Genomic DNA, 23,939 nt, shown 5'->3' with positions numbered 1-23,939 from the left:
ATGAAAAATGCACCCCCAAATGCTCATTAGTTTAACCGAGGGGTTTTCTAATGTCCATTTTAAGGGGTGCAGTTCATTGTGGTCGGAGTCTTTTTACTTATTTCCACTTAAAGGATTATTTCTTCAGAAAAGAATCTATCTGCTCCAACACAAACTTTATTCTTCCAGCAACACGATTTCTTCCCCTTGCTGCTGTCTCATTCGGATATTCTCTGTTCCCCAGGAACACATGACTTCAACAATACGATTGGCTGTAACGCCGTATTCGGTCAGGCTGTATTCGACTTTGGGCGGCATCTGCTGATATACATATCTGGTGACCAGTCCGTCTCTCTCCAGTTCCCGAAGCTGCTGAATCAAAACCTTTTGCGAGATGCCTTGAATATTGCGCTGAAGCTCACTTGTTCTCTTGGTACCGGTCATTAATAAGCATATGATCAATGCTTTCCACTTGCCACCGATCACTTCAAGGGTCGCTTCGATGCCCATATGATATTGTTTCATAGCATAACACCTCATTCATGCAACTGGATGGAATCAGCTTAACAACTCATTTTTACACATATTTTGGGCATGGTCCAGTACTTACCTTGAGGTAATCATCTTACTTTATTGTGTGTATTTTCTTTTTCCTGGGTCTGCAAGATAATGAGAATGTTCCACCAATGAAGATGAGGCATATTAGAGATACACTCTTGGACACTAGCTTAAAAAGGAGATTTTATAATGAAAACATTAGTCATTTTAGCACATCCCGATATTGAAGTTTCCCGTGTAAACCAGCGCTGGAGAAAAGAATTGCTGCAGCATCCCGGCGATATTACCATCCATGAACTATACAAAGAATACCCTGACTGGAATATTGATGTCCCCCGCGAGCAAGAGATGATGGAAGCCTACGATCATGTTATCTTTCAATTTCCATTTTATTGGTACAGCTATCCACCTTTACTCAAGAAATGGTTTGACGATGTATTTACATATGGATGGGCTTATGGATCCGCGGGGAATAAACTTAACGGGAAAAAGCTGGGACTTGCTATATCTATCGGTGATAAGAAAGAAAACTATACATCCGAAGGCTCGGTTTCCTTTACCGTGGATCAATTGATCGCGCCATTCGTAGCCAGTACCATTCATGTGGGTGCGATAGCACTCCCCTACTTTGCGGTCTTTGGATCTTCCTTTCAGGCAAGTGATGAGGAGATTGATCTGAGTGCCAGAGAGTATATTGATTATATTATGGAGTATCAGTAATGAATCCAAATAGGGCTATCCTGGGCTTTATTGAAGCTGTTAGGATAGCCCTTATCTGTCTGGAGAAAGCGATAACTTGGCATTTTAAATGCATATCGCAGACGATAGTTTATTATCTAATCTCGCCTAACCAAACATCACCGACTTTCACATTATAAACAGTATGGTTACCGGCACTTGTTTTTACAGTCTCGCACTTGTATGCTTTACTTTTTATCGCTTCAATATCCTTATCCGTTCTAATTCCCATACCAATATCCTCTTGTAGATCAGAAAGCCAGTAATCCACTGAATCTATAGCAAGTTCCCATTTAAATTCCTCAAGACCAGGTACACGCTTATACAGATGTGAGGGAAATACTTTAAGATCGTTGCTTTTATCGAATGTGTTATTGTAATAGTCGGAGTACTCACGAAAAGCGACAACAATTTGTGAATGAATAAAATTCGGATGCCAGAGCCATATTTTCAGATAGAACGGTTCATTTAGACTTTGCATCTGCTGCGACCAAGATTGGTAGATTTCTATCATGCCCGCGAGGATTAATCGAGAATACCATATCGGAGGATTACGTCTGGTTAACCTGTAAAATGGGTCAATCCACAGCTTGGCATGGTCTTTATAATTACGGCACAATTGCTCCATATCCAAATCGATATAACGTTGTTTCCATTTTTCAATCTGTTTGATTCGACGCTTCCAACCGCGGATTTTCTTTTTGTTAGAGAATGGATTTGCCATATGAGTATCCTTTGTTTCATTTATTTGGACGATACGTAGTTTACCGGAAAGAGCTGAACGAAAGGCTTTGGAAATCACCTTCAAATTTCTTCACTTACAGAACATATTGATATCCTCTAATGCTGACTCTGCATGTCCTCTAACAAATGGACTCTCATCATGCAGTGCAGTCTGAATAAGCGGAATAATATGCTCCTTATGGATTACTTCATGTATTCTCGCAATATGACCAAAACATAGAATCGCTATTCCTCTTATATTTTCATTATCATGCTGACTGTACCGGGTCATCATTTGTTCGGCAAACTCTCCATCGTCTGCACTCAATGCCAGAGACAGCAAGCCATCTACAATAGCATCCGGATTGTCAGAATTAATCAGCTTCATGCTCTCCCGGTTTTGGTCTATATTATTGCTGTATCGTTCTACTTTTTCATCAACAAGATCTGCTAACATCTTTTCAAATGAATAGATTTCCTGCCATATGTATGGAGCAGATTGATCATCTAAAGTTTCCAGTTGCTTGAATGCATGAATCAGACTTTTCTTGGTCTGAATTTCTTTATCCGTTTGGTTCAGGATTATTTGTTTATCGTTGTACATGCTGTAGTGATTTTTAAAGTTTTGCCGGGCCTGGGTAAGAGAATAATCCTGATTGGGTCCACCCCAAACTTGATCTGCATAAGGATCATCTTGCCCGTCATCTTCCCAGTCACACAAACAACATATTTCCCAACTCTGTCTTTCTTCCAGTGTGGGATAGCCGCAGCAGGGACAATTGTAACGAGCCATTTTATATTCACCTTCCTTTCAGTTATTGACGGTTACGTTTTATTTTACGAGGTTCATCAGCAACAATCCAGAATGGTATAGGTTACTTCATTTGTATATTACTGAAACTTATGCAGCTACACATTAACTTTCTAAAAAAAGCTCTCTCAAAACGAGAGAGCTTTGGAGTTGATTAGTCTTTAAATCTGTAATGCCTATTTTATAATGATTTCAAATCAACTATTAGTGTACTTTGGATTTTTTAAGTGAATTTTATTTGATTTCATCCCAAATACCTAATAAATAGATTGTGTTTATATATCTTCAGACGAATTTATTTTACATTAAAGTTAGAAGACCTAAGAGTCACTTGCCCATTGTCTTCTAGACTATAAATAGACGAAATTTCTAACCAATTTGTTCTTTCTCCTCCACGGTCAAAAGAACCTGTTATATTTTTTTCACCAAGACATGTCCAAAAAATAGCCAACTTATTAGCCCCCAAGAATTTTTGCAAGACCTCTTTGTTAATTCCCAAGTTTAATTGACTATCCATCATCCCTAAAAAGGATTGGCAAATGATTTTCTTGTCTTTGTTCTCCCATCCACCTATTTCATTGCTATATTGAGCTCCTATTCCCTCATAAAGATGTTCTTTTGGCATTAAAGACCAACCTTCATCTGACTCCCAATCATAATATTCGACAGTCGGCAGCACTCTAACAATTGAATTATCGTTTTGATCATGAACCACTTTCCAGCTTTCACCGCCGTAATAGGGGTTTTGAAACCAATTATATGCTGGTGACCAGTAAAACTCTTTTTTAAAAACTCCATAGATATGGCTAGCTTCTGGAAACCAACGTCCCATTAAGTGTTTATCAGCTAACCATTTTAGAATAGTTTCTTGATCTTCTATTTTAACTAAGTAACTTCTAATTTGGTACCAGAGTTGTTTATACTGATAGCTATCCTTCTCTCTTCCTAAAGGAACTGGTTCTTGCCATTTAAAGTGTCCTTCTAGCAAAACCCAGTCTTCCTTATGTCGTTGGTAACTAAGCAAACTAAGAATTTCTGGTAAGTCGTTTTTTTGGGACAACCACTCTTTATTAGATCCTTCCCAAGAATTATAATACTTGTATTTTGTATTTTTAGGCATATTCTTTTTTCTTAGTGGTTTTCGGGGACGAACGGTAGGATCAAAACTTCTAAGACCTTCGTTCCATGGGCCTTGAAACCACATGTATTTCTCATCCTTCTCCCATAGGCTAGATTCATCCACCATTTTATAATTATCGGAGAGTCTTGCCATTACTTCATATAAAGCAATCCACTGATACTTCTTCCCAATTCTTTCAACAAGATGGTCATATTCACTTGTACGTATTGAATTTCTATCAAATTCCCCATGTTTATCAACATCATATCCATAGTCTTCAAAAATCAATTTGCATGCATAATTACTAAGATCGTTAGGATCAAAATGCTTCCAAGAATGTAGTGCACTTTGGAAAATATATCTTCCAAAATCTCCATAACTCGAAATCCCTCGACCGTACTCTGTTATCATGGAACTAAGTATTATATTTTGACTCCAATAGTAATCTTTAAAATCCCCAGCTTTATAATCCAAATAATAAGCATCAATTGTTTTATTTTTTGGGAAAACAGTTGGAAAATAACTCTTATAAGGTGGCCTTACTATGTCCATATCTACAAGATTTATTACCTTTTTATATTGTGCATATTCAACTATATTTCGTGCATAGTCTCTAACCAGCACATTAGGATAAACTTCATCTGCACCAAAAAAAAATTTGATAATATAATCAGCAACTTCGTTTAAACCATTTAGTTTGTTAGAATTTAAAATTGCTCCATAGCCTGCTGCTAAAATACGCTCATACACATAGGGATCATTCACTGTTTCGAACTTAACAAGCAATTCAAGTATTAAATTAATATTTTCTTCTAAAATTGAGACCATACCATACGTTGCAGCATTTCGAAGCGAAATATTTGTGCTTGTACAAAGCCACGCCATTGCAATACTACCCAACAACTTTGATTCTTTAGATAAATGCTCTTTGCCTTTCGAATAAATCGCCCAGTCAACTAATCTCTGTGGAGCACTAGTATCATATATTTCACCTAAGTAGGCTGTCCATATAGAATCACGGTCAGCAAGAGAATATTGCATTAACCATTGATGGAGTCTATCAGCGTTATAAGGATGATCGGGATCCATACAGACTGAATACATCATTTCAAAAAAAGCTTTTTCACCATTAACGTATTTCATAACATAATTATTAATATACTCTCTATTTTTTTTGTCATATTTTATCGAATCTGTCTTTCTCCAAATTAAACTATTCACGAAGCTATTTCGAACAGACCAATCACTTTTTTCCTCTTCTTCCAATAGCTCATATAATTCGATGTTTGCTCTCTCAGGTAACTGTATCGATAAAGATTCCAACATATTTTGATAAATCAGTGAATTTTGTAAATAATGATTTAAAGTGGTTCCTTCTTGAAACGAGCTTTTAGGATTATTAAGATCTAAATGCTCATCCAAAAGATATGCTGTTAAAAAATGATCTTCAAATCGCTCATAGGCTAAGTAGATCCCCTTTTCATTCACATTTTTCTCCCAGAAAAGATTTTCTGAAAATACCCCTTCTGAAATAAGTGCATCTAAAAATCGCCGTTCATTAGTAAATTTCGCTATAATAGTTTCTGCAATTTCATAAGCTACTTCGTAAGGGATATAATTTAAATCCTTCTCAAATTTATATTTAATCAGTTCATTAATGACCCTTTTTATGACATGTATATCTTCTGGGTAATTAAATTGGGACGGTTTCGATAGTTTCCGGTCTACGCTTCGAATAAAAAAATCTATAATACTGCTGATACCGCTGTATCCCTTTGGGATCTTATGAAGATTATTTCTTTCTAAACCTTCACAAAACAATTTTAAAAATAAAGGGTTACTAAATTCTGGATGTAATAAAGGCACGCTTGGTTGTTCGATTCCATATTGTTCAAAAAAAAGGCTGGTCGCTTGGTATTCAATATTATCAAAGCCTGAATGCTGAATCCTTGTCCCCTTGTTATTTTCAAGAACTTCTTTTATTAAAAGTTTTTCATAAGAAGACCTTACACTCATTACTAAGCTTATATTAGGATAGTGTTGGAATAAATGTATGAACCCTTTTATATGTTCTGGCCAAAAGAGTCGACCTTTACCTTCGTTTATCGCATCAATAATAAATAAAATTCTTTCTCCTTGTGCTTCTGCTTTTGCTTCAAGAGCTCCTAATAATTCTTTTTCATTTGTGCATCTTACTCTAAGCAAATTACCAATTATTTGTTTCCAAGGAGGGTTTTCAGAAGTAAAGTGCTGACCTAAAAGAAATATACATCCTTTATTATCTTTAATTTTAATTTGAGCAATATCAGCAAGTAAATGAGACTTGCCTACTCCTGCTTCTCCAGTAAGAAACAAAAGTGGTTCATTTATTAAATCTATAGCAGGATCATTAAGAAAATCTGCTGAATCTCGTAAGTCTTGTCTCAATTTATATATTTCATTTTGTAAATTCTTATTATGGGCTTTCGTAATTACTTCTTCTTCAAAATCGATATTTTCAAGTAGTTCAAATAAATTATAAATGGTTTTTTTAGCTTGATTTAGATCGAGAAATCTATTCTCATGTGCTTGAAATTGTGTGTAGAGCTGAAGCAGAATTTGCTTATTTTCACTTACCAAATTTATTCTGTCAGGTATCATTTGTATCAATTCATGAGTAAGTATTTTATTAATACTCACCAATAAAGAATGAAAATATATTTTTAATTTTTCGTCGCAGACTTTATCTCTACTCAAAAAATTAAAATTTGTAGCTATATCAAGCTCTACATTTATTTCAGGCGAGTATCTTTTCCCTAGATCGCTGATATGAGAATTAACATGCTCTTTAAACCAATTATCAGAAAACTCTTCAGTAGAAAACCAAAACAACTTTCTCCCTGCATGTATTTCTTTAGATAACCGATAAATTAGTTCTGAACTCCCCCAATAGTCTATCTCTATAGTTCTCCCTAATTTTTTTGCATATTTTTTCCATTCCTCCACTTTCGTATTCCATCTATCCATAAACCAATTTTGATTCTCTATTCTTGGATCTTGTCTGTCTAATGGGATACAAACGATATATTTCTTTAAGTTTGGATGCTTTTCTAATGCAGTATTTAATGAATCGGTTATCTGATTCCATTGTGAGCGACCCATAGAAAAGAAATATTTTGCTTGCCATCCATATTCTTCACCATTTTTCAAAGTGCAGTAAGCTTCTACTCCTCCGTCTGGCGCAGCAATCCTATAAAAGTCTTTTTTATCTTTAATTTCTTCTGCTCTAGCTAATTGACAAACTAATTCTTCAAAAGCATTATTTTTAGAGCCATTAAATATATTAATATTATGCCAATCAATACTCATACTTTTCTCTCCTTTGTGCAATTAATTTTTAAGATTATTCACTATGTTCATCATCTATTTTTGGCGAAGAAATATTCATATAAAATTGTTGGAGAACATTCATTACGATTATTAACTTTAATGATATTTCTTTCGTTCCATAAAGAACATCATAACCATGTAAAATAGCATTTCTGCTAATTTCAGAATTTAAGTTTTCATCTAAATTAAAAGACACAAATATAACATTTTCAATATAACTACTGATAGATTCAGTAAAAATAGATAAATGCTCTTGGTTGTTTATAAACTCTTTTAACTTTTTTTGATGAATTCGTCCACTATACTTATTAATTTCCCAAATATAACCTTCAATCTGTGCTAGCATTGTAGGAACAGATACATAATACATCTCCAGTCGATGTGCTTTTAATACCTGAAGTAAGATTTCAATTCTTTGTTTTAACGTATCATTTTGAATCCATTTATTTTCTAATTTTACAAACTTATCTTCTGTATAAAAATTTATAATATATCGTTTATACAATTTTGCTGCTTTATCAAATTGCCCTTTTTCAAAAAGCTCTTGTAATCTATTTAATAATTTATAATTGCTTATGATTTCTATATCTACAATCCAACCGGTTTTTTCAGAAAATTCTTTTAATCCATTTGAAGATTTATCAAAGACATCTTGAAAAAATAACGCTAAAATCTCTCCCAACTTATCTAGCATGTTACCTTCTCCTTAAACTTATATAATAACCATTTACAGCTTTTTCCGTTCCTCACAGCTCTATTTAGAGCTAGTTATTTTAAATAAAAAAGGCAATTCTACTTCCATATGATAGATTTGCCTTTTTTCATTCTTTTATAAAATTATAATTTACCCTGCTAATATAAATAAGTAAATCGAAATTCCATTTAGCTAAATATAAGATAAGATTCAGTCTCTTAAATTTTTCTACAAAGAACTAGCTACTTTATCATAGATTAATGAATCATATTACAATTACACAATGAAAAATTGATATTTTTCAATCTATCGAATACTCTTATTCATTTCTATTTTTAAATAATACTGCCACCGACTCCACATGCACCGTATGCGGGAACATATCCACCGGCTGCACTTCCGTCGTCACATACCCACCATCCTCCAGCACTTTCAAATCCCGTGCCAGCGTCGATGGATTACACGACACATACACCACTCGCTCCGGCTGCATCTCCAGAATCGTCGCCAGCAGGCGCTCATCGCACCCTTTGCGCGGTGGATCGACGACGATCACATCTGGCGTAATGCCCTGCTCTTTCCAACGCGGGATTACATCCTCGGACGCGCCGACTTCGAATTCCACGTTGTCCATCTGATTCAGCTTCGCATTCTTGCGAGCGTCCTCGATCGCTTCTTTTACAATCTCGACGCCATATACACGCTCTGCATGCTGGGCGAGGAACAGGGAGATCGTACCGATGCCACAGTAGGCGTCGATTACGGTTTCTTTGCCGGTTAAGCCGGCATACTTCACTGCCTGCTCATACAGCACTTCGGTCTGCGCCGGATTCACCTGGTAAAAGGATCGTGCCGAGATGGCAAACTTCACATCGCCGATATAGTCGTGAATGACTTCGCTGCCCCATAGTACACGCGTCTCGTCGCCGAAAATGACGTTTGTCTGACGGGTGTTGATATTCTGACAGATGCTGGCGATCTGTGGCATTTCTTCGCGGATGCGCTGAATCCATTCTTCCTGGCGCGGCAGACGATTGCCATTGGTAACGAGCACGACCATCATCTCGTTGGTGCTGAAGCCGACCTTGACGACGACATGACGCAGCAGTCCTTCGCCGGTCTCTTCGTTATATGGACGGATGCCCAGATCGCTGCCGATCTGCTTGACCTTGTTGACCAGCTGGTCGTTACGGTTGTCCTGGATGAGGCAGCTCTGCATATCGATGATCCGGTGCGTACCCCGTGCGTAGAATCCGCCGATGAGACGACCGTTGTCTTCGCCCATCGGGACCTGTGCCTTGTTGCGGTAGCGCCATGGTTCGCTCATACCGAGCGTTGGCAGGACGCGGATGCCCTGGGTGGAAGCGGCTGCAGCTGGCTGTCCAGCGGATGTGCTGGATGGCTGTGCATTGCTGTCCTCCTGCTGCTCGGCAGTTGCGGATGCGATACTCGCTGATCCGGCTGCTCCATGCGGCAGGCTTGCTTCGTCTGACAGCACATTCAGCTTGCCGATGCGCTGCAGATTGTCGATCACATGCTGACGTTTCCATTCCAGCTGGGCATGGTAGCTCATATGCTGGATCTGGCAGCCGCCGCATTTATCGAAGATCGGGCAAGGGGCATCGACGCGGTCGGGACTTGCTTGCAGCAGACCCAGCATTTTGGCATAGCCGTACTGCTTTTTGGTCTTCATGACGCGAGCCTGAATCTTCTCGCCGGGCAGGGCGCCGGTGACGAACAGGGTATAGCCGTCTGCACGGCCTACACCTTCTCCATCGTGAGTCAGTCCGATAATATCCAGTTCCAGTTCGTCATTTTTGGCGACAGGCAGTCCGGCAATGGCAGCCGCTGTGGCTGCGCTGGGCTTCTGTCTGTTCTTGCTGTATGTTTTGCCGCCTTTGCGGTCTTTGTTCATAGCAGTTACTCCATTTTCTGTATATTCGAATGATCCCTCGATATTCGTGTTGTCTATTCATGCTGCCAGGGCAACATTCCGTCATCATACCCATTCCTCTATCAGGTACCAAAAGAAGGTACGGGCAACTATTAAATTGTATAGAAAAGCAGGTGGTGTGACAATACAATCACGATACTTTAACGGAAAATATACCGTAATTTATTCGATTCTCATAAAATAACCTGTCTGATCCCAACGTATAGCTGACAGACGTGCTATACCAGGAGTCTACTGGAGCCGATACCTTTCCGATCCTCACGGAAAACACAGTAAACAAAATAACCGGATACCCTGCAAAAAAAGCCAGGGCAGCCGGTTCGTCTTATTCGCGTATAAGGATCAGCTGGAATAGATCGAACAGTACGTCCGGTCAAAGTTCAGCTCCAGCAGATCTTGCCTCGAAATGAAAAAGTGGATGTATCCCGCATCCCACCACATGAATCCAATCGGAGCGTCGCTGTCGATTTCCAGCAGCATCAGTATATCGTCGATCTCCTGATCCACTCTCTGCTCGTCACCATCGTAATACTTCACGAGACGCTTGCGGTCATCTGCCGGGCGATAGGTGTATTTGCCGATATCCCGGAACATTACGGCCTCGAACTCCGCGTCGCCATGCTGTTCGGCAGGATAACCGAGCATTTTGCCAATGCTGCCCTGCGGATCGTCGTTCATTTCTTCTGTCATCCCTAGGTACTTGTCATAGGTATCTTCCGTAATTGCTTCGTCCTCCAGCTCTTCCACCTGGCTGTACGCATAGTTGGGGAATTCCACACCCGCATGGGCATGGACTTCAAAAGGCCGAAAGTTCATCTCTGCCTCTTCTTCCAGCACTGTGGTCTGCTCCGGCTCCCGGTAGGTCAGACGGGACACATCCTCGTGCGACCAGTACAGGACACGATGCTCCACATTGTAGGCAGGCTCATCGACTCCGGCAAAAAAGTACAGCATGCCCTTCTTCGGCAGCAGCGAGCGGTAGATATCTGTACCCGATGTATTCCCGGACCCTATCTCGGCAGACAGCTGAGCCAGATTCAGCTGCGCGAGCAGGGTCATCCATTCGCCGTCCTTGGTCTGCGGCCACTGCATGTCTTCCGGCAGATCCGGAAAGCCGCCAAAGCGCGAATGTCCGACATGTGCATGCCCGGCGGCTCCGCGTACCAGCTTGACCACCGGACGCTGATTATCCCGCAAATAGTTCTCCAGTTCAGGCAACTCATATTCCTCCAGCAGCTTGTTGAGCTGTTCGTCCGGCAGCAGATTGGGAAAGTTCGCCATTCGGTATTCCTCCTGTATGTATATAATGGTTCTTCTCCTGTTATCTTATGTGATCTAAGCTTCTTCAGGCAAAGGTCATGATCCCTGAAACATAAAAAAAGCTGCCGACTGCAGCGTCCATTCATCCCATGCAGAGATCCTGACGCCGCCGACCGGCAGCCTTGTGCTATGATAAGCAGTCTTTTTAAATATCCGCGAAGATCCGCAGCTTGTGCTTCATCACTTCGAAATGACCCGGCAGACTACCGCCCAGCTCACCATCCAGATTGAGCATGACTTCGTCCGCTCGCGGCGCTTCGATATCCAGCTTGCTCGTGCGGAAGTAGAGCACCTTGGGATCGTCTAGATGTTCACCGCGCAGCGCCATGGTAACGAGGCGGATGAACTCAGCCAGATTGCAGTTGCGCACGGCAATCACGTCGAACAGTCCATCGTCGATCCGCGCATCCGGCGCCAGCTTCTCAAAGCCGCCGACCGAATTCGTATTGGCGACGAGGAAGATCATGAACTGGTCATGAATCGTCTCCATCCCCTCCGCCCGGATGATCAGCTCGGTAGGTGCAAGATTGACCATTTTCTCGATGCCCTTCATATAGTAGGCCATCTGTCCAATCATCGTCTTGAGCTTGCTCGGCACTTCATACGTCAGCTCGGTAAAGGAACCGCCGCCTGCGATATTGATAAAGTAACGGTCGTTGACCTTGCCGATATCGATCGGACGTGACTGCTGGCGGATGACCAGGTCGCAGTACTGCTCCCAGTTCCGGGAAATGCCCAGCGCCCGTGACAGGTCATTGGTCGTTCCCAGCGGGAAAATGCCCAGCGGCGGCGGGTTATCGTATGCGGCCATGCCGTTGATGACTTCGTAGATCGTTCCATCGCCACCAGCGGCGATGATCATATCGTAACCGCCGCGTTCAATTGCCTCCATGGCAGCCACAGTTGCATCGGATTCGCCTGTCGTTGCATGACAGCTGGCCTCGATGCCTCCCTCGTCCAGTCGCTTCAGAATGTCCGCCAGACGGCGTCTCATCTCTTCACGGCCGGAGGTCGGGTTATAGATTAACCTCGCTCTTTTCATGTTCATGCCACCTAATATTGTTGTGATTCGCCTGTTGTACAGATCATAGGAGCGGCAGCTGTTGCCACCCGATCCGGTCAGGCCGGCTATGTCTTATTCTACAACCTGAAGCTGCTGCATCAGCAGATCCACCTGGCGCTCCATCCAGTGGGACAGGCGCGGGTGGGGCAGCAGCGCTTCACCAGCATATTCATAGCTTAACCCTTCGATACGCCCCGGAATCACCGAACGCAGGAAAATGCCCGAGCTCAGGAACAGCGGCGCGACCAGCACACGGTAACCGCGGCTCGTCCATTCTTCGGTTTTGGACCGCAGACTGTCCGGATTGAGCAGTGCATAATCGGCATGAGCGGTGCCGCTGATATCGCCGACACGGCGGGCAAGCGAAGAGATGCCCTTTTCCCAGCGCTGACGGAAGCCATCATGAATACTGCCATGACCGACGACCAGCACTGTCTCCTCCTGCGGGACAGTCGACAGATGCTTGACCTTGTCCCATACCATATGGGCAATATCGTCATCGTCATCGACCGGATAACCAAAGTGCACGTTGGCTCTAATGGTAAACGGTTCCAGATCTGTCTCCCGATCGGGTTCTGCCTTGACACCCAGTGCGTAGGCAATCTCATCCATATGTGTACTGCCGGAGGACACGAACAGCGGTATAACGAGCAGATCGGTAACTCCCTGTCCCTCCAGTTCATCAATCCCGTCCTGTATGAATCGTCCCGGCACATTGTCCAGATAGACGGCACTTACAGGCAGATCGGCTGGAAAGGAAGTGTTTGCCACTGCATCGTCAATCCAGTGCATCCATGTCGGGTCCGGCGATCCATGACTGATTATCAATACACCCGGTTTCATCATATTTATCTCCCCAGACGCTCGAGCGTCATTTTGTAGCCATCATTGCCATAGTTCAGGCAGCGTTTGACACGGGAAATGGTCGCTGTACTCGCGCCGGTCTCCGCTTCGATCTGGTTATACGTCGCGCCTTTGCCCAGCATACGAGCTACTTCCAGGCGCTGGGACAGCGATTGAATCTCGTTCACTGTGCACAGGTCATCAAAAAATACATAGCATTCTTCCAGGTTTTTGAGCGTCAGGATCGCTTCGAATAATTGATCGACACTTTTATCATCAAGCTTTTTAAGTTGCACGATTAGATCATCCCCTACTACGGTTAATGTAATTTCATTGTATAGATTACCATTTGTTTTTTCAAGCGTTAACGATGTACAGTATCACAGAATCAACACGTCTTTTCCATAAAATCTTCCAAAATTACCGGCGAGACTATTTAAACCAGCCCCGCCGCTGGAACAGCAGCATCATACACCCGCCCAGCAGGAACATGAGCAGCAGTACGCCAAAGTAACCATATTTCCAGTGCAGCTCCGGCATAAACTCAAAATTCATCCCATAAATGCCCGCGATCAGCGTCAGCGGCATGAATATGGTCGTGATAACGGTCAGCGTCTTCATGATCGTATTCATGCGATTGGAGTTGAGCGAGATGTAGCTGTCCCGCAGATCCGATGTCATCTCGCGATCCGCTTCGATCATATCGGACAGCTTGAGCAGATGATCGTAGATATCCCCGAAATAGGAATGATGATCGTCCACCTTCTGGATATGCTGGGAATTGACGACACGGTACATCAGATCGCGCATCGGCACGACCGTACGCCGCAGCTTGAGCAGCCGCGACCGCAGAGCAAATACCTGTGCCAGCAGCTCATCCACTGCTTCATCCGGACCCAGGCTCTCCAGTTCGTTCAGCTCATCCTCGATATCAAATACACACGGGAAGTACTCATCGACGATTTTATCGATAATGATATAGGCCGCTGCTATCGGACCGCGCATCCATTTGGGCCGCTTGCCGGTACGGTAACTCAGCACTCTCTCCCAGGCAGAGTCGACTTCCGGCTGTTTCTGATGATGGAAAGACACCAGCAGATTCTCGCTGATGAACAGATCGACCTCTTCCACATTCAGCGTATCGCGCTTCACGGCATGCAGTACCAAAAATTCCACATCGGTATAATAGTCCATTTTGGGACGCTGCAGCAGATGCATGCAGTCCTCCACCGCCAGTGGGTGGAATTCGAAAAAGGTACTGAGCAGCTCGGATTCCTTTTCGGTCGGACGGTCAAAATCGACCCAGCACCATATATAATCGCCGGACTTCACTTTCTCCAGCGGTACATCTTCCACAATCATATGTTCATGTGTAAAGCCCATTATACGTATCACGCTTCAACCTCTTTTCTCGGGATCGGATAAGGCTAGAATCGCATAAAAAACCGCCGTTCGCAAGAAACGGCGGAATCGTTCATACGGTTGTGCTTATAAAAAGTTAAAACAGATCAAACATCAGCTTGTAAATGATTCCGGCCAGCGTCGCCGCGATCGGAATGGTCACGATCCAGGCAATCACGATCCGGCCGGCGAGTCCCCATTTCACTTCACGGAAACGCTTGGCTGCGCCAACACCGAGAATCGCGGAAGTAACGGCATGTGTCGTACTTACCGGCAGGTGAGTCAGTGTGGCTGTGAAGATAACGGTTGCGGACGTTGCATCAGCAGCGAATCCGTTGATCGGCTCGATTTTGAAAATTTTGGTTCCCATCGTTTTGATGATTTTCCAACCACCGACCGATGTACCGAGTGCCATCGCTGTTGCGGCGGAGATTTTAACCCACAGCGGTACTTCCAGATTATCCTGGACATTGGCCGCTACGAGGGCAAACGTGATAATCCCCATCGCTTTCTGCGCATCATTCGTACCATGGGAAAAGGATTGCAGGGCAGCCGTCAGAATCTGCATTGTCCGGAAGCCTTTGTTCACCGAGTGCGGGCTGCGCTTGGCGAAGATCCATTTCAGAATATACATAACGATAAAACCCATCACAAAGGCGATCAGTGGGGACAACAGCAAACCTTCGACGATTTTGATAAAACCGCTCCAGTTGACCGAACTTGAACCGGCTCCGACAAATACAGCACCCGCCAGTGCACCAATCAGTGCATGGGAGGATGAAGATGGAATTCCGAACCACCAGGTCGCGAGGTTCCAGATAATCGCTGCGATCAGCGTCGCAATAACGATCGGTATACCGTTCTCCAGTGTGGCGGGATCGGCGACGCTGCCGCCAATCGTCTTGGCAACACCGGTAAATGTAATCGCACCGAGGAAGTTCATCACCGCGGCCATCAGAATGGCTGTACGCGGTGGCAGTGCCCGGGTGGACACCGATGTGGCAATCGCATTTGCCGTATCATGGAAGCCGTTGATAAAATCAAACGCCAGCGCCAGGAATACGACAATACATAGCACGAATAATGAGGTTTCTACCATATTTATTCATCATACAGAGTTTCTCCCCACTCCTATTTGTAGAGAAGCTGTATGATACTACCTCCTTAATTATCTTAAGATTTTGCAGTCGCGGCAAAATCCGAATCTTCTGTTAGCATCAATGAATCTGTTCCTAAAAGCAGCTCAGTTTCTGCCAGGTGACAAAAGAAAAACGAACCAGCTCACACTTACGTCGGTTCGGTTTCTTTCCGGATCAGGAATTGCTCATAATGATCGATTCCAGCGTATTGGCTACATCTTCACAAGAATCCGTTGTATTCTCCAAACGCTCATAGATTTCTTTGCGTTTGATTAATTCGATAGGGTCCGTAACGGTAGCAAACAGTTCCGTGATGCATTTGCGCATGATATCATCGCCCTGGTTCTCCAGATCATTCAGGCGGATCGAGTGCTCGCGGATCGGCAGCAGTTTTTTCTGGGAAAGCAGTTGAATCGCTTTTTGAATCTCATAGGCACACTCGCGCAGAATCTCTGCAAAGGCATTGATATACTGGTCCGGCTTGTTCAGATGATACATCTCGAAGCGGGAAGCACAGGCTTCCAGGCCGTCCATTACATCATCCATTTTGGTCGTGAGTTCCATGATATCGTCGCGCTCCAGCGGCGTGATGAATGTTTTATTCAACTCGGTGATGATCGTATGGGTATACGTATCGCACTGGTTCTCATAATCCTTCATCATTTTGGTGAACTGTGGAATGTCTTTAAGGCTTGCGACCTGTTCTGCGAAATAGTCCGCAGCCTGTACCAGGCTATCCGCCATATTCTCCAGCGTCTCAAAAAAGATATCCTTCTTTTTAATACGCATTCCTATAACCCCTTTTCGAAATTTTGCCGAAAAATGTCGTAAAATCGCATTTTAAGCACAATTCTGGCTTTGATAACAACCTTTGTTATCTTATCAATCCGTGTGCGGTTTTGTAAAGAATAGCTTAACAAATAATGTACAAATCTCATACAAACTTCAGCACTTCTTTATATCATTACACCGAAAGCCTTTACTTTATCCATTTTTGTCCATTTTTTTATCATCAATTGTTATGTGACTATAAAACGACGGACTGTTCGGCACAATATTGTAATAGGTCACGCCGGGAACGAGCGGTGTCTCCTGCCCGCCGCTGCGAAAACGGATCACATCTCCGTCACTGCGGCTCCATTCACCGCGGATCATGCGGCCCTGCTGGAACATGAGCGCTTCGCCGCCGGACTCCAGATCAAGGCTGAGACGACCGACATCATCCAGCACTTTGTAATCGGCGCCGAGTACAATAACATTGGCGGCGGTAAGCGGCTCACGGGTATTGAGATCGATATGCGGCTTGCCGTTCATGCTGCGCGTATATTGGCCGCTGGCCGAATCGTACGTATAACCGACGGTATAGCTGTCCAGCAGGTATTTGAGCTGCAGGGAATTCACCTGCTCCGAGCTGGTTGTGGCAGATGATGCGCTATTGACGGCCGGGCTTTCGCCTGCACCGCTCGTGCTTGCAGTTATGCTGGCAGCATTGAGATCGGCAGACGCAGCATTTCCATTTCCATTTCCGGTACTTGGGTCGGCAGGAGTAGTGCTGACGTTGGCAGAATCCGAGTTGGTCTGCACATGGGATGATGCACGTTCTGTAGTAAGGCCGGTATCCGTATCGGTGCTGGCGGATAACGATTCTGCTGATTCATTGTCGGCAGATTTCGTCTGATCCGCTGGCGGCAGAAACGGGTACACCGGCAAAGTGACCTGCTCGGTATATCCTTTGTCCGCTGCGGCTTTGCGCAGCTTTTGCTCATTGGTATACAGATTATGCGGCGCCTTGCGGCTGGAATCGCGCCAGAATGGAGCGCTGGCGTTGGTAATCTCGTCGAGATGCTGCTTGCCGCCGTTTTGCAAGATGGCATAGGCGTCGGTGCTGCCCCCGGCATGGACGAGCAGTCCGTTCACTGTCTCGCCAAGTGTGATCAGATAGGGACGTATGCTGCGTACCGGACCGATGGTGGCGTCTCCGTGATAGCTCTGATAAATGGCGACCAGGCGGGTAATGCCGCCCTCGGCGAGCACTTCATACACCATATCCGCTTCGGCCAGACCGGACTGCGGACGTGCCGCGGGAGCGTTGTTGATCATGACGGCGACCGGACGCGCGGGATCAGGCTGCTTGACGGGAAGTCCGGTTAGCGGCGCGGTGTGGGCAGGCGTCTTCACAGTCGCTTCCGGCGCAGGCTCTGCCTTTTCCGGGGCAGGTATCGCGGTCGGCGGCGGCGTAGTGACTTCATCGGACTGACAGGCGGTGAGGCTGATCCCGAGCAGCACAGGCATGATTCCACGTAATAAGGGCGACCAGGAAATTTTCATAACATCCTCCTCTGAATGAAGGACAGCAGCAGAGCAGCGATTATGCCGGACAGCTGCTACGTCAAAGATAGACTGCCAGCATGAATTCCGCATGAACGCTTGCTGGCATCCGGACTGGCGGGTCTATAACGTATGCTGCCATACGGGTGAATCTGCGGCCTGGCTGTGTCCTGTAATAGATGTTTCTGTTCATTATGTATGCTTGACGCGGGTGATCGGTGACACTGCTGCATAGCCAGAGGCTGCTGCAGACAATACATCCATTATATACTTAGCCGCTACGACTGGAGAACTGCAAAGCTCATATTTTGTAAATTTATGCATGGGTCTGGCAAAGTCATCGATGGAGTCGCCTGACCTGAAGCGTAATCATTGATACCCGCTCGGCAGTCTCCTCTGCCGCCCTCATTAAAAAGTCACTCTGCCAGATACGGAGGGTCTCCGTATACCGGTAGAGTGACTTTTTGTGTGGATTGCTCTTTCTTTATATCATCAGCCGGATCTCAAGCATCCGGTACGGTGTTTACCGGGTCACCATCCCGGCCAGCTCGGCGGCGGCTGCACGGCTGTCCGGCGCCCCGGCAATGGCAGAGATCACTGCGACGCCATCCGCTCCCGCAGCGATCACCGGAGCGGCGTTGGATGCATGGATGCCTCCGATGCCGACTACCGGAATATCCAGTCCGGCAGTGCGCAGCTGCTCGATGACTGTCGTCCCCCGCACTGCCTCAGCATCCGGCTTGGAAATGGTCGGATAGACAGGGCCGACTCCCAGATAGTCCGCTCCATCTGCGATCGCCTGCCGTGCCTCTTCGAGCGAATGGGCCGAGACGCCGACGATCTTGTCCGGACCGAGACGGCGGCGAATGACCGAAGCGGCTTCGTCGTCCTGACCGACATGTACGCCGTCCGCATTCAGTTCGAGTGCCAGTTCCAGATCATCATTTACGATAAAGGGAATCCCGTGCTCCGCGCAGATCTCCTGCAGACGGCGGGCCAATTGAACACAGGCTGTACCGGTCAGTGCGCCCACTCCCTTTTCCCGGAATTGAAACATGGTGATGCCTCCGGCAATCGCCTGGCGCAGCACCTGCTCCGGCGTCTCTGTGTTTACACTGCCCATGACCAGATAGAGCTTCAACCAGCGGCGCATGATGTCGGTATCAGGACGGCTCATGAGTATACCCCCTCTGCCGATAGGCAAAATGATTGGTCGGACCGTGTACCGAGCCGATCCCCAGCCCATCCTCTATCGCTGCCTGGATAAACTGCTTGGCGGTATGCACCGCTTCAAGCACAGAGCGGCCCCGGGCGAGCTCCGCGGTGACTGCAGCGGAATACGTACATCCCGTTCCATGGGTATGCGGTGTATCGATACGCGCCGTCTCCAGATAATGATAGTTCTGCCCGTCGTAGAGCACGTCGACGGCACCTGCTGTCGACAGATCATGACCGCCTTTGACAATCGCATAGCGTGCGCCCATATCGGTCAGTCGGCGGGCCGCTTCTTCCCGGTCCTGCAGCTGCCGGATGCTCATGCCGGTCAGCAGTTCCGCTTCCGGCACATTCGGTGTGACGATCTCGGCGAGCGGCAGCAAATGCTTGGTCAATGCCTGAACCGCCTCCTGCTGGAGCAGCACGGAGCCTCCTTTGGCGACCATGACCGGATCGATCACAAGATTGCGCCAGCCATACCGCTGCACTGCCTGTGCCACTTCATAAATAATGTCTGCGCTAAACAGCATCCCTGTCTTGACCGCTTCGGGTGCCAGATCTTCCCCAATTGAATCCAGCTGACGGATGACGCCTTCCGGATCGACCGGATAGACGCCTTGTACACCTGCCGTATTCTGGGCGGTCACTGCCGTGATGACCGACATGCCGTAGACGCCGAGTTCCTGAAAAGTTTTCAGATCGGCCTGTATGCCTGCTCCGCCGCCGCTGTCCGAGCCGGCGATCGTTAATGCCTGATGGATGCTCATGTTTGTTTGCACTCCTTTGAATAGGGATATAAAATCTACTGCCTGATTATCCTGCCAAGCCTGGCCACATCTATAGGGGCTCGATCCGCGCCCGCTGCTGCACTTGTTCAGGAGTCAGCAGGGACAGCTGATTGATGAACTCCACTTGAAAACTGCCGGTTCCCTGTCCTTCTGTACGCTCTGCTGCCATCTCTGCCGCTATGCCGTAGAAAGCCAGCGCTTCTGCTGCTGCCTGCAGCCAGTGCTCTCGGCCTCCGGCAGCCGCTGCAAAAGCGGCCACCACCGAGCTAAGCAGACAGCCTGCACCGGTCACCTTGGTAAGCAGCGGATGTCCGTTCGCCACCGTCAGGGTCGCCTGACCGTCGGTGATAATATCCTCCTGCCCCGTCACAATCACGATGGAGCCCAGCTGCTCCGCTGCCTGGCGGGCCAGCTGAGTACGATCTCCCTCTCCTGCCCCTGCATCGACGCCGCGGATATTCCATTCGGCTCCGGCTACATTCGCAATCTCTGCTACATTGCCGCGCAGAAAATCGACCTTGACCTGCTCGCTAATCCGGCGGGCCGAATCTGTACGATAAGCGGTTGCTCCCGCTCCCACCGGATCGAACACAACCGGCACTCCCGCCCGGTTGGCAGACTGTCCTGCCAGCAGAATCGATTGCACCGTATATTCATCGAGCGTGCCCATATTCAGCATGACCGCTCCAGCCATCGCGGCGACATCCGCCACTTCTTCATGCGCATACGCCATAAAGGGCGAAGCCCCCAGAGCCAGCAGCCCATTGGCTGTAAAGTTGGTTACCACCACATTCGTAATATTGTGAATGAGCGGATTCTGCTCACGCACCTTTTGCAAATAAGACATCCCTTCTCCTCCTCGACTGTTCAAACTATATACAAAAAAGACCCATTCACCTCCAGCAGGAGATCAATGGGTCGTATCATTCATTCAGGTATATCGTGCCGTATAAGGCATGAGTGAATATCCGCGTCCACTTCCCTCCGCTGGTATAACCCAGATCAGGTTCCAAGGGTCCGGATATGATCCGTCTCAGCCTCGCGGCTCCCCTAGTGAATTCAAAGCAATATGATGAGTAAGGATTGCACACCGAACGTCTTGCGCTGCCGGTGTCCTCTGGTCTCTTTATAGTTACGATCTTATAAGGATATCCGCCGACTGTCAAATCCACAGCCGTGCCGGTTCATGCTCCATTACAGTGCTTTATCTCCATACACAGCCTTATAAGATGTACATATGCCAAACGATCAGATCATCCAATGCTGCCACTGCGTCTGTGCCGCTTCACGTCCGGCGAGCCATTCGCGTGTATAACGAAGCAGTTCGCGGCGATGCGGACCGGAAGAATACGTATGATCCGCCTGGAAAATAATCTGCTTGTCACAGCGCCCTTCCTGCCGGGTCCAGAACTCCTGCTGGTACAAAAAGGCATAATCCACCGGAATCACATCATCCCCGGTGCCATGCACGACCAATACATCTCCGCTGAACTGGCGCGCTTCGATGAACGGCTGGTAATTGCCCAGCGACTCAAAGTAAACCGGCTTGAAGCAGTAGCCCAGATAATCCGCTTCCCCTTCGATTACCGCCTGATCATACGTCTCGCGGCCGACAATTTTCACAATATCATTAAAAGGATGACCCACCGCCGACCACAGTACCAGATGCTTGATCCGGTGATCGCGGACAGCGGTCAGAATCGCTACCGCTCCACCGAGGCTGTGACCGATCAGCGTGACCCGGGTCGGATCAATATCGCTGCAGTTTATGACATAATCGAGCACAGTGCGGGTCTGCGCGACCATGGAGTCCAGTCCCTGCTGACCATATAGTCCGCTGCTTTCCCCACAGCCCGCGTAATCAAAGCGAACGACCATGTACCCATCAGCAGCCAGTTCACGGGCGCTGTTGACGAACAGGCGGTCCACACCGATCCGGCTGCCGACAAAACCGTGACAGATAATAATCAGCGGTGTACGGTCCTTGCCTTTGCCCTGTGTATCGGTCTGACGGTCATGCGTCGGATAGTGAATACTGGCTGTTAAATCCAGTTCCTGATGGCGAATAACGATATTCCTCTCCATAATGATTCCTCCCCGCAATAGCTGTGTATATAATCAGAAAACTCCTATTTTTTAAAGGTGAAATGTTTAATTTAAATAATTCCGATGAGTTTAATATGATTTAAGGTAAGATTATATTAGCATCCCGGGAATTCAATTGTCAATGGAGCGAAAGTGTGACAGAATAATAGCTTCCAGACCGATCTCCGGTACTATAGGCAGCCGGTATAAATAGGGATATATTCAGGTACAATTGATTACGATTGGAGGAACGATTATGAGTACTGTGCGTCACTTGGTAAAGGATATTAATTCGATTCGCGATCAGCTCAAACAGGATAATCTGAGCTATTATGACGATGTCATCGTGCATGTACGGGACGCTCGCATCCGCCGCGAATCAGGTGAGGAACTGCTGCTGGAGATGGGACGGCATCTGCTCGACGCCCAGCAAAAAGGCAAAAGTGCCCGCCAGCTGTTTGGCAAGGAATCGGACAGTTATGCCAATCAGCTCATCGAGAACCTGCCGGAGACCCGGCAGATGAGCAAACCGATGTATTATCTGATGATTGTCTGGGTCGCGCTTACGTGGGTGTTCCTGCTGCAGGCACTGATGGGCTTTTTCAAAATCAATATCAGCGGCTCGGGCGTTGTCGGTGAAATCAGTCTCTCCACCCTGGTCCTGGTCGCAGCCGGTGCGATTGTACTGGTCGAACTCGTACGCCGCGTCGCCGATCAACCTGCAGAGAAGAGCGATCTGGACCGTCCGCGAATGCAGATCAATGCCCGTTCGGTCATGTCCTATCTGATTATCATGATTGCGATCATTGTCGTCGGAACCTATCTGCGCAATGTGATGCCGGTGCTGGTCATCTCGCCATGGATGAGTCTGATTCTGTGTATTATCGGGATTCTCGGCCAGAAGTTTATCTTTATGCGCCGCTAAGTGGTTGGCTCTGCTGCGCTTTGTTTGTTGTTCGAATCATCCAGCCACTACGGCATACTGCATTTAATATAGAAAGAAGCCTCCGGCGAATTGTGGTCAAGCCCCTATTTTGTAGACAGTTAAAAAAGCCCCATCAAGCAAACTGGCGTCGGTACTCTACCGGCGTCAGTTTATTTAGTTTTCGTTGTGGTCGTTTGGTGTTGTAAAAGCGGATATACGTTTCCATTCGCTTTTGCGCTTCTTTCCAGCTTCGGATAGAATAGAGGGAGAGTCCTTCGGTCTTTAACGAGGAGAAGAAACTCTCAATGGAGGCATTGTCATAACAATTTCCTCCACGAGACATGCTGATTTGGGCGCCAACCTTGGGCAGCATGTCGTGGTACAGATGAGACGTGTACGGGGCTCCGCGGTCGCTATGAACGACCACGCCCGTCACGTCTTTTCGTTTGCGAAACGCCTTTTGAAACGTACGCTGCACCAATTCTTTATTGGGATGTTCGCCGATGGCGTACGCCACAATTTCGTTGTTGAAAAGATCTTTGACGGCAGACAGATATAACCAGCGCTCGCCGATGAGAACTTGCGTGATGTCCGTGACCCATTTTTCGTTCGGTCGGTGAGCGACAAAATTCTGGTTGAATACATTCTCAGCGATTCGTTCCGCCGTGTTGGTCGTGTACCTATACTGACGTTTTTTACGAATACGAGACTGAATGCCAAGGTTCTGCATGAGTCGAAGCACTTTTTTGTGATTCATCCACACGCCTTCGTCGTGCCACAAGAACAATTGTAGTTGTCTGTAGCCGTATATTCCCTTGTATTTGGTGTAGATTTTGCTTACGACTTGCTTATCCTCCACATCCCGGTCGATGGATTGCCGCTTCAA

The 23,939-nt window shown here is 46.4% G+C and carries 21 protein-coding genes and 1 riboswitch; of the genes, 2 read left to right on the top strand and 19 right to left on the bottom strand.

All coding sequences use genetic code 11. From position 1 onward, the window contains the following. Nucleotides 1–156 precede the first annotated feature (156 nt). Nucleotides 157–504 carry a winged helix-turn-helix transcriptional regulator gene (locus WH45_RS22455; RefSeq protein WP_046216666.1) on the bottom strand — a complete coding sequence of 116 codons (348 nt, stop codon included), beginning with the start codon at nt 502–504 and terminating at the stop codon, nt 157–159. Between the two features lie 222 nt (nt 505–726). Here WH45_RS22455 and WH45_RS22450 point away from each other — a divergent pair, with 222 nt between their 5' ends. Beyond that, nucleotides 727–1,257 carry an NAD(P)H-dependent oxidoreductase gene (locus tag WH45_RS22450; RefSeq protein WP_046216665.1) on the top strand — a complete coding sequence of 177 codons (531 nt, stop codon included), beginning with the start codon at nt 727–729 and terminating at the stop codon, nt 1,255–1,257. A 112-nt stretch (nt 1,258–1,369) separates the two neighbouring features. Here WH45_RS22450 and WH45_RS22445 read toward each other — a convergent pair whose 3' ends face one another. From WH45_RS22445 to WH45_RS22365, 17 genes are all read right to left on the bottom strand, one after another. Then, nucleotides 1,370–2,077, bottom strand: coding sequence for a hypothetical protein (locus WH45_RS22445; protein ID WP_235338458.1), 708 nt, complete (start codon nt 2,075–2,077; stop codon nt 1,370–1,372). A gap of 12 nt (nt 2,078–2,089) precedes the next feature. Continuing rightward, nucleotides 2,090–2,791, bottom strand: a complete 702-nt coding sequence (locus WH45_RS22440) for a CPCC family cysteine-rich protein (protein WP_046216663.1) — start codon at nt 2,789–2,791, stop codon at nt 2,090–2,092. Nucleotides 2,792–3,104: 313 nt separating this feature from the next. Next, entirely contained in the window at nt 3,105–7,277 is a 4,173-nt protein-coding gene (locus WH45_RS22435) for an NACHT domain-containing protein (protein ID WP_046216662.1), read from the bottom strand. A gap of 34 nt (nt 7,278–7,311) precedes the next feature. Next, nucleotides 7,312–7,992 carry a hypothetical protein gene (locus tag WH45_RS22430; RefSeq protein WP_046216661.1) on the bottom strand — a complete coding sequence of 227 codons (681 nt, stop codon included), beginning with the start codon at nt 7,990–7,992 and terminating at the stop codon, nt 7,312–7,314. A 319-nt stretch (nt 7,993–8,311) separates the two neighbouring features. Next, entirely contained in the window at nt 8,312–9,907 is a 1,596-nt protein-coding gene (gene rlmD, locus WH45_RS22425; protein ID WP_046216660.1) for a 23S rRNA (uracil(1939)-C(5))-methyltransferase RlmD, read from the bottom strand. Nucleotides 9,908–10,288: 381 nt separating this feature from the next. Continuing rightward, on the bottom strand, nt 10,289–11,227 hold the full coding sequence (locus WH45_RS22420) for a DUF1963 domain-containing protein (protein ID WP_046216659.1): 939 nt from the start codon (nt 11,225–11,227) through the stop codon (nt 10,289–10,291). Nucleotides 11,228–11,411: 184 nt separating this feature from the next. Next, nucleotides 11,412–12,308 carry a diacylglycerol kinase gene (locus WH45_RS22415; protein WP_046216658.1) on the bottom strand — a complete coding sequence of 299 codons (897 nt, stop codon included), beginning with the start codon at nt 12,306–12,308 and terminating at the stop codon, nt 11,412–11,414. 93 nt (nt 12,309–12,401) lie between these two features. After that, nucleotides 12,402–13,175 (bottom strand): sirohydrochlorin chelatase, encoded by a 774-nt coding sequence (locus WH45_RS22410; protein WP_046216657.1) that lies wholly within the window; start codon nt 13,173–13,175, stop codon nt 12,402–12,404. 2 nt (nt 13,176–13,177) lie between these two features. Then, complete coding sequence (locus WH45_RS22405; protein ID WP_017814542.1) at nt 13,178–13,468, bottom strand: YerC/YecD family TrpR-related protein; 291 nt, start codon at nt 13,466–13,468, stop codon at nt 13,178–13,180. Nucleotides 13,469–13,604: 136 nt separating this feature from the next. Continuing rightward, nucleotides 13,605–14,567, bottom strand: coding sequence for a magnesium/cobalt transporter CorA (corA, locus tag WH45_RS22400; protein ID WP_046216656.1), 963 nt, complete (start codon nt 14,565–14,567; stop codon nt 13,605–13,607). A 103-nt stretch (nt 14,568–14,670) separates the two neighbouring features. Continuing rightward, nucleotides 14,671–15,672, bottom strand: a complete 1,002-nt coding sequence (locus tag WH45_RS22395) for an inorganic phosphate transporter (protein WP_046216655.1) — start codon at nt 15,670–15,672, stop codon at nt 14,671–14,673. Between the two features lie 214 nt (nt 15,673–15,886). After that, on the bottom strand, nt 15,887–16,501 hold the full coding sequence (locus WH45_RS22390) for a DUF47 domain-containing protein (protein ID WP_046216654.1): 615 nt from the start codon (nt 16,499–16,501) through the stop codon (nt 15,887–15,889). A gap of 195 nt (nt 16,502–16,696) precedes the next feature. Next, nucleotides 16,697–18,040 carry a DUF3048 domain-containing protein gene (locus WH45_RS22385; protein WP_046216653.1) on the bottom strand — a complete coding sequence of 448 codons (1,344 nt, stop codon included), beginning with the start codon at nt 18,038–18,040 and terminating at the stop codon, nt 16,697–16,699. 523 nt (nt 18,041–18,563) lie between these two features. Further along, the gene (gene thiE / locus WH45_RS22380) at nt 18,564–19,217 is read right to left on the bottom strand and encodes a thiamine phosphate synthase (protein ID WP_046216652.1); all 654 of its coding nucleotides are present in this window, start codon (nt 19,215–19,217) and stop codon (nt 18,564–18,566) included. Beyond that, complete coding sequence (gene thiD, locus WH45_RS22375) at nt 19,204–20,022, bottom strand: bifunctional hydroxymethylpyrimidine kinase/phosphomethylpyrimidine kinase (RefSeq protein WP_046216651.1); 819 nt, start codon at nt 20,020–20,022, stop codon at nt 19,204–19,206. Before thiD ends, thiE begins: the two co-directional genes overlap by 14 nt. Nucleotides 20,023–20,092: 70 nt before the next feature. After that, entirely contained in the window at nt 20,093–20,890 is a 798-nt protein-coding gene (gene thiM, locus WH45_RS22370; RefSeq protein WP_046216650.1) for a hydroxyethylthiazole kinase, read from the bottom strand. A 115-nt stretch (nt 20,891–21,005) separates the two neighbouring features. Beyond that, a riboswitch (TPP riboswitch) is annotated at nt 21,006–21,105 on the bottom strand. A gap of 186 nt (nt 21,106–21,291) precedes the next feature. After that, nucleotides 21,292–22,128, bottom strand: coding sequence for an alpha/beta hydrolase family protein (locus tag WH45_RS22365; protein WP_046216649.1), 837 nt, complete (start codon nt 22,126–22,128; stop codon nt 21,292–21,294). Nucleotides 22,129–22,384: 256 nt separating this feature from the next. On the opposite strand from WH45_RS22365, the gene WH45_RS22360 reads away from it, so the two are divergent. Next, nucleotides 22,385–23,053 (top strand): DUF1129 family protein, encoded by a 669-nt coding sequence (locus tag WH45_RS22360; protein WP_046216648.1) that lies wholly within the window; start codon nt 22,385–22,387, stop codon nt 23,051–23,053. A gap of 133 nt (nt 23,054–23,186) precedes the next feature. On the opposite strand, the gene WH45_RS22355 is transcribed toward WH45_RS22360, so the two are convergent. Further along, a partial coding sequence (locus WH45_RS22355; protein WP_162198459.1) for an IS3 family transposase occupies nt 23,187–23,939 on the bottom strand: 753 nt, incomplete at its 5' end.

The organism is Paenibacillus wulumuqiensis, from assembly GCF_000971965.1.
Lineage (GTDB): Bacteria > Bacillota > Bacilli > Paenibacillales > Paenibacillaceae > Saccharibacillus > Saccharibacillus wulumuqiensis.
This window is presented reverse-complemented; position numbering and strand designations above follow the sequence as displayed.

Coding starts and splice junctions, on each gene's coding strand:
- thiE (WP_046216652.1), bottom strand. CDS start 19,217: ATGAGCCGTCCTGATACCGACATCATGCGCCGCTGGTTGAAGCTCTAT.
- WH45_RS22385 (WP_046216653.1), bottom strand. CDS start 18,040: ATGAAAATTTCCTGGTCGCCCTTATTACGTGGAATCATGCCTGTGCTG.
- WH45_RS22435 (WP_046216662.1), bottom strand. CDS start 7,277: ATGAGTATTGATTGGCATAATATTAATATATTTAATGGCTCTAAAAAT.
- WH45_RS22415 (WP_046216658.1), bottom strand. CDS start 12,308: ATGAAAAGAGCGAGGTTAATCTATAACCCGACCTCCGGCCGTGAAGAG.
- WH45_RS22450 (WP_046216665.1), top strand. CDS start 727: ATGAAAACATTAGTCATTTTAGCACATCCCGATATTGAAGTTTCCCGT.
- rlmD (WP_046216660.1), bottom strand. CDS start 9,907: ATGAACAAAGACCGCAAAGGCGGCAAAACATACAGCAAGAACAGACAG.
- WH45_RS22430 (WP_046216661.1), bottom strand. CDS start 7,992: ATGCTAGATAAGTTGGGAGAGATTTTAGCGTTATTTTTTCAAGATGTC.
- WH45_RS22360 (WP_046216648.1), top strand. CDS start 22,385: ATGAGTACTGTGCGTCACTTGGTAAAGGATATTAATTCGATTCGCGAT.
- WH45_RS22395 (WP_046216655.1), bottom strand. CDS start 15,672: ATGGTAGAAACCTCATTATTCGTGCTATGTATTGTCGTATTCCTGGCG.
- WH45_RS22410 (WP_046216657.1), bottom strand. CDS start 13,175: ATGATGAAACCGGGTGTATTGATAATCAGTCATGGATCGCCGGACCCG.
- thiD (WP_046216651.1), bottom strand. CDS start 20,022: ATGAGCATCCATCAGGCATTAACGATCGCCGGCTCGGACAGCGGCGGC.
- WH45_RS22390 (WP_046216654.1), bottom strand. CDS start 16,501: ATGCGTATTAAAAAGAAGGATATCTTTTTTGAGACGCTGGAGAATATG.
- WH45_RS22455 (WP_046216666.1), bottom strand. CDS start 504: ATGAAACAATATCATATGGGCATCGAAGCGACCCTTGAAGTGATCGGT.
- WH45_RS22420 (WP_046216659.1), bottom strand. CDS start 11,227: ATGGCGAACTTTCCCAATCTGCTGCCGGACGAACAGCTCAACAAGCTG.
- thiM (WP_046216650.1), bottom strand. CDS start 20,890: ATGTCTTATTTGCAAAAGGTGCGTGAGCAGAATCCGCTCATTCACAAT.
- WH45_RS22440 (WP_046216663.1), bottom strand. CDS start 2,791: ATGGCTCGTTACAATTGTCCCTGCTGCGGCTATCCCACACTGGAAGAA.
- WH45_RS22365 (WP_046216649.1), bottom strand. CDS start 22,128: ATGGAGAGGAATATCGTTATTCGCCATCAGGAACTGGATTTAACAGCC.